Raw genomic sequence first — 4,138 nt, forward strand, 5'->3', positions numbered from 1 at the left:
ACTTAATTACAGATAATTACTTAAGCAAAATTAATTACACATCGAGAGGCGGAAACTGTACGCTAAAGTAGTAGAAAGGGTCAATCCTCAAGAGGATGATGTGCGCTTCTATGGGATTTCCGAAGAAGCTGTCTCTAGATTGTTGGTGATGGGAGGTTCTCCTCCTCAACCACCCCCAAATCTCTACATCATCTAGCTTGTCCCCCAACTCTTGACTGAAAATCGATGCACCCCCTCCCCGACCTAAAACCCCGATTCTCTGGTTAGATGTGTCGATTGCTCTCCCAGTCAGGGTTCTACCCTTTGGTATCGGGACTTTTACCCCCCCCAGGACCACTTTTTAACCCTCTTTTTGCAGGTGCGTCGATTTGGGGGTCTGTCTTCCCCTCTCGATGAGACTTTCCAAGGGGTACTCCTTACCTATTAGGTCAAATAGGATTAGTTGGAAACTTTTTAAGGAAAGCTTATTCTTCTAAAGAAGAACACCTTACCTATTAGGTCAAATAGGATTAGTTGGAAACTTGTGTCGTCTTTTCTTTTCGACTCCTCTATGGTGTTCCTTACCTATTAGGTCAAATAGGATTAGTTGGAAACTAAGCCCTTTGCGCCCACTGATTATTGGAAACAATCCTTACCTATTAGGTCAAATAGGATTAGTTGGAAACAAGTCGATTTTGATTACTCCTGTAGTTTTGCCAGTTCTGTCAGCCTTACCTATTAGGTCAAATAGGATTAGTTGGAAATTCGTAACAGTAATATTTTGCCGAGCATTCAAATAAATCCTTACCTATTAGGTCAAATAGGATTAGTTGGAAACTTGGTGTTTGCAGGGATCGGTCCTGTCGTGACTTCGCCTTACCTATTAGGTCAAATAGGATTAGTTGGAAACACTACAAAATTAGAGGCTATTGCTATAGAAAGCATAAACCTTACCTATTAGGTCAAATAGGATTAGTTGGAAACCGTTCTTGGGTTACCGTGTCCATGTCCGTTGTGAAAGCCTTACCTATTAGGTCAAATAGGATTAGTTGGAAACTTTGTTGCATAGTCATAAACAAGATAGACGATTTCCCTTACCTATTAGGTCAAATAGGATTAGTTGGAAACGATTTCCTTTTTGATACTACTAGGGCCGCACGCGACCCCTTACCTATTAGGTCAAATAGGATTAGTTGGAAACTTTGCACCCCCAATTCTCGATAGGCATTTTTGACTAAATTAGCCTTACCTATTAGGTCAAATAGGATTAGTTGGAAACTCTTGTTCGTTTGAACTAATCTCAATCCAAGCATCGCACCCTTACCTATTAGGTCAAATAGGATTAGTTGGAAACGTTTCGTACCATTTTAGCTTAAATTCTTGCGGTTCCCTTACCTATTAGGTCAAATAGGATTAGTTGGAAACGTCCAACTCCGAGTGGAGTGTTTGGCTACTATGGACCTTACCTATTAGGTCAAATAGGATTAGTTGGAAACTAGAAAAGTAGGGCTAATTCATGAATTAGCCCTACTCTTACTCCTTACCTATTAGGTTAAATAGGATTAGTTGGAAACGCTAGTGCGAGCGAAATAAATAGGATGATGGCATATCCTTACCTATTAGGTCAATTAGGATTAGTTGGAAACCCCTTTCTAAGGAGGGACGCTCGCTTTAGGAATATTTCTATCCTTACCTATTAGGTCAAATAGGATTAGTTGGAAACTGTGCTTCCTCACTTTGCGCTCGAGCAAAGCTTTCCTTACCTATTAGGTCAAATAGGATTAGTTGGAAACTAGAAAAAGGGTTTCTTTATAAACCCTTTTTCTAATAAATTGTGTCAAATAAACAAGATAAAAAATGTTAAATATATCTTGACAAAAATCGATAAAAATGCTAATTAAATTACGAACAGCTTAATATGTCCCGTGGGAAACAGTGGGGCAAAAGCGAGCGGAAGACCGCCAAAAATGCCTCTTAGCTTAACTACTATAAGAATTCATCTTTCTATCGTATTGAGGACGACAGGGACTACCCCAAGCAACCTTTTGAGCGGGAATATCGGCAAATACGCTGCTTCTTGCCCCAATAACAACATTAGAGCCAATTTTTACCCCCGGAGCCAAAAAACAATCGGCCGCGATCCATGTACCATTACCGATGAGGATGGGAGTGGTTTTTAAGCCAAAAGAGCGATCGCCGGGATCGTGACTGCCAGTGCAAAGATAGCATTTTTGAGAAATCACACAATGACTGCCGATGGTAACATTATCTAAACTATAAATCACCACATCATCGCCAATCCAAGTATAATCGCCGATCGCCACTTTCCAGGGATAAGTCACCCTTACCGTCGGGCGAATTTTCACCCCAAGGCCGATTTTAGCCCCAAATAGCCGCAAAACAGCGCAGCGAAAGCTATCCATCTGGTGCAAACTGAGGGGAAAAAGAATTCCCTGTACTAACCACCAAAGTAGGATAATTGGATTAGAACGACCGCGATCGAACCAAGATTGATCGTAGGTACGCAGATCTAGCCACGCTTCCTCATCGGTGCGGATTTCTGGAGACATAGGACCTATTTAATCATTTCTACCGGTTGAGGTTCCGAGGGTTTAATCGGGGGATTAACATGGGTATTAACGTTTAATTTACCGCCAAATCTCCGTAATTCGTACAATTTAACCCCAATTTGGTATTCATACTGACTCAAAAGACGACCGTAGATATAACCAGCTTTGCCATCCAAGAAACCGAGACGGATAACATAAAAGAGAATAAAGCGCAGCAGCGGTTTAAAGGGCAGTTTTACCCAAATTTTCTTTAAAAAACGTTTTCTCTGCACCGCATCACCGAACAAGTTCGCTCCGATCGTGCCACTTTCGTCATTACCCGTGAGAATATTGTAATAAACCCGGGCCTCCCAGTTGGAATAACGATTATGTCTTTCTAACCAATGATAGATATCGCGGAAATCGATGTGCAGCATATCATTTTTCAGATACCCCACCTTGCCATCGAGGATAACGTGTTCGTGAACCTCGTTATCTCCCGTGTTGGGGATATCTTCCGTGTTTAAATTCTCGTATCTGCCCGACTTATGTTTAAATAAGCGCAGATTCCAGTCGGGATACTTGCCACCATAACGAATCCATTGTCCGAGGAAGAAGACGCGACGATTGAGATAATAACCGTTATAGTTGGGATCTTGGATCACGGTGGCGATTTCGTCCCATAGTTCGGGGGTGATTCTCTCATCACAATCGACGATTAATACCCATTCATTGCGAAAAGGCAGGTTATCAAGGGACCAGTTTTTCTTTTTCGGCCAACGACCATTAAAATAAAATTGGACTACATTGGCCCCATAGTTGGTAGATATTTCGATCGAGCGATCGCTACTTTGGGAATCGACGACAAACACTTCATCAGCCCTAGCAACACTCTCTAAACAGGCGGGAAGGTTGGATTCCTCGTTTTTGGCGGGAATCAACACCGAAACGGGAATTTTTTCTGATTGACTAAACATTGGTACACTGTGGCTAGGTAGAGTGTTCGCACCTTTCCTTAAAATCCTTAGTTACTCAGAAAGCGAGAACTAAGACCTAAGATTTTTTTTTAATCTTACTATACCTTATTCGGTTTTTTCCGTCATTCTCCTGCTCTCCTCTCTAAATTTCTAACTGCGAAATAGACGACTATACTGGGTTTCGTGGTTCATACTGGCAAAACTTAGCCCCCAACTCCAACTGGTCAGGTTTTCATCGGCTAAACTGATAATATCTGCTGTTGCTGTTAATAAACTGGGCTGTAAACCGATCAGAAGCGATTGTCCTAGGGTTTGTCCAAGGGGAATTAAACGCAATCCTGCATTAATTAAATTACTTGCCCAACTGTGTAAATAGCCTAAAACCGCTAATTCTTCCCCAATTTGCCAATGACTTGCCCCGATCGCAAAGGCGGTGGCATAATTGGCCTCTTCTGGTAGATTATCTCTGGCCGGTGCTAACTCTCGCAATAGGTTTAACAGCGATCGCCCCATTTGCCAGCTTTGTTGTCTTAATTCGGCCGTTTCCCGCGTTGCCGATAACCAATTATCCCAATAATTAAGTTTTGTAAAATCCTCTTGACAAAAACAACGATATACCCTTAGCAAAACAGC

The 4,138-nt window shown here is 41.9% G+C and carries 3 protein-coding genes and 1 CRISPR repeat array; all 3 genes read right to left on the reverse strand.

Annotated features, from left to right (window positions below):
- Positions 1-414 precede the first annotated feature (414 nt).
- Positions 415-1,772: a CRISPR direct-repeat array (repeat unit 36 nt; unit sequence CCTTACCTATTAGGTCAAATAGGATTAGTTGGAAAC).
- A gap of 186 nt (positions 1,773-1,958) precedes the next feature.
- Positions 1,959-2,549 carry a hormogonium polysaccharide biosynthesis acetyltransferase HpsU gene (gene hpsU, locus PX484_RS05800; RefSeq protein ID WP_046661380.1) on the reverse strand — a complete coding sequence of 197 codons (591 nt, stop codon included), beginning with the start codon at positions 2,547-2,549 and terminating at the stop codon, positions 1,959-1,961.
- 5 nt (positions 2,550-2,554) lie between these two features.
- Complete coding sequence (locus PX484_RS05805; RefSeq protein ID WP_004268158.1) at positions 2,555-3,505, reverse strand: glycosyltransferase family 2 protein; 951 nt, start codon at positions 3,503-3,505, stop codon at positions 2,555-2,557.
- 150 nt (positions 3,506-3,655) lie between these two features.
- On the reverse strand, positions 3,656-4,138 hold a 483-nt coding region (locus tag PX484_RS05810), incomplete at its 5' end, for an urease accessory protein UreF (RefSeq protein ID WP_288103128.1).

Source organism: Microcystis sp. M49636_WE2, from assembly GCF_030065375.1.
Classification (GTDB): Bacteria; Cyanobacteriota; Cyanobacteriia; order Cyanobacteriales; family Microcystaceae; genus Microcystis; species Microcystis aeruginosa_C.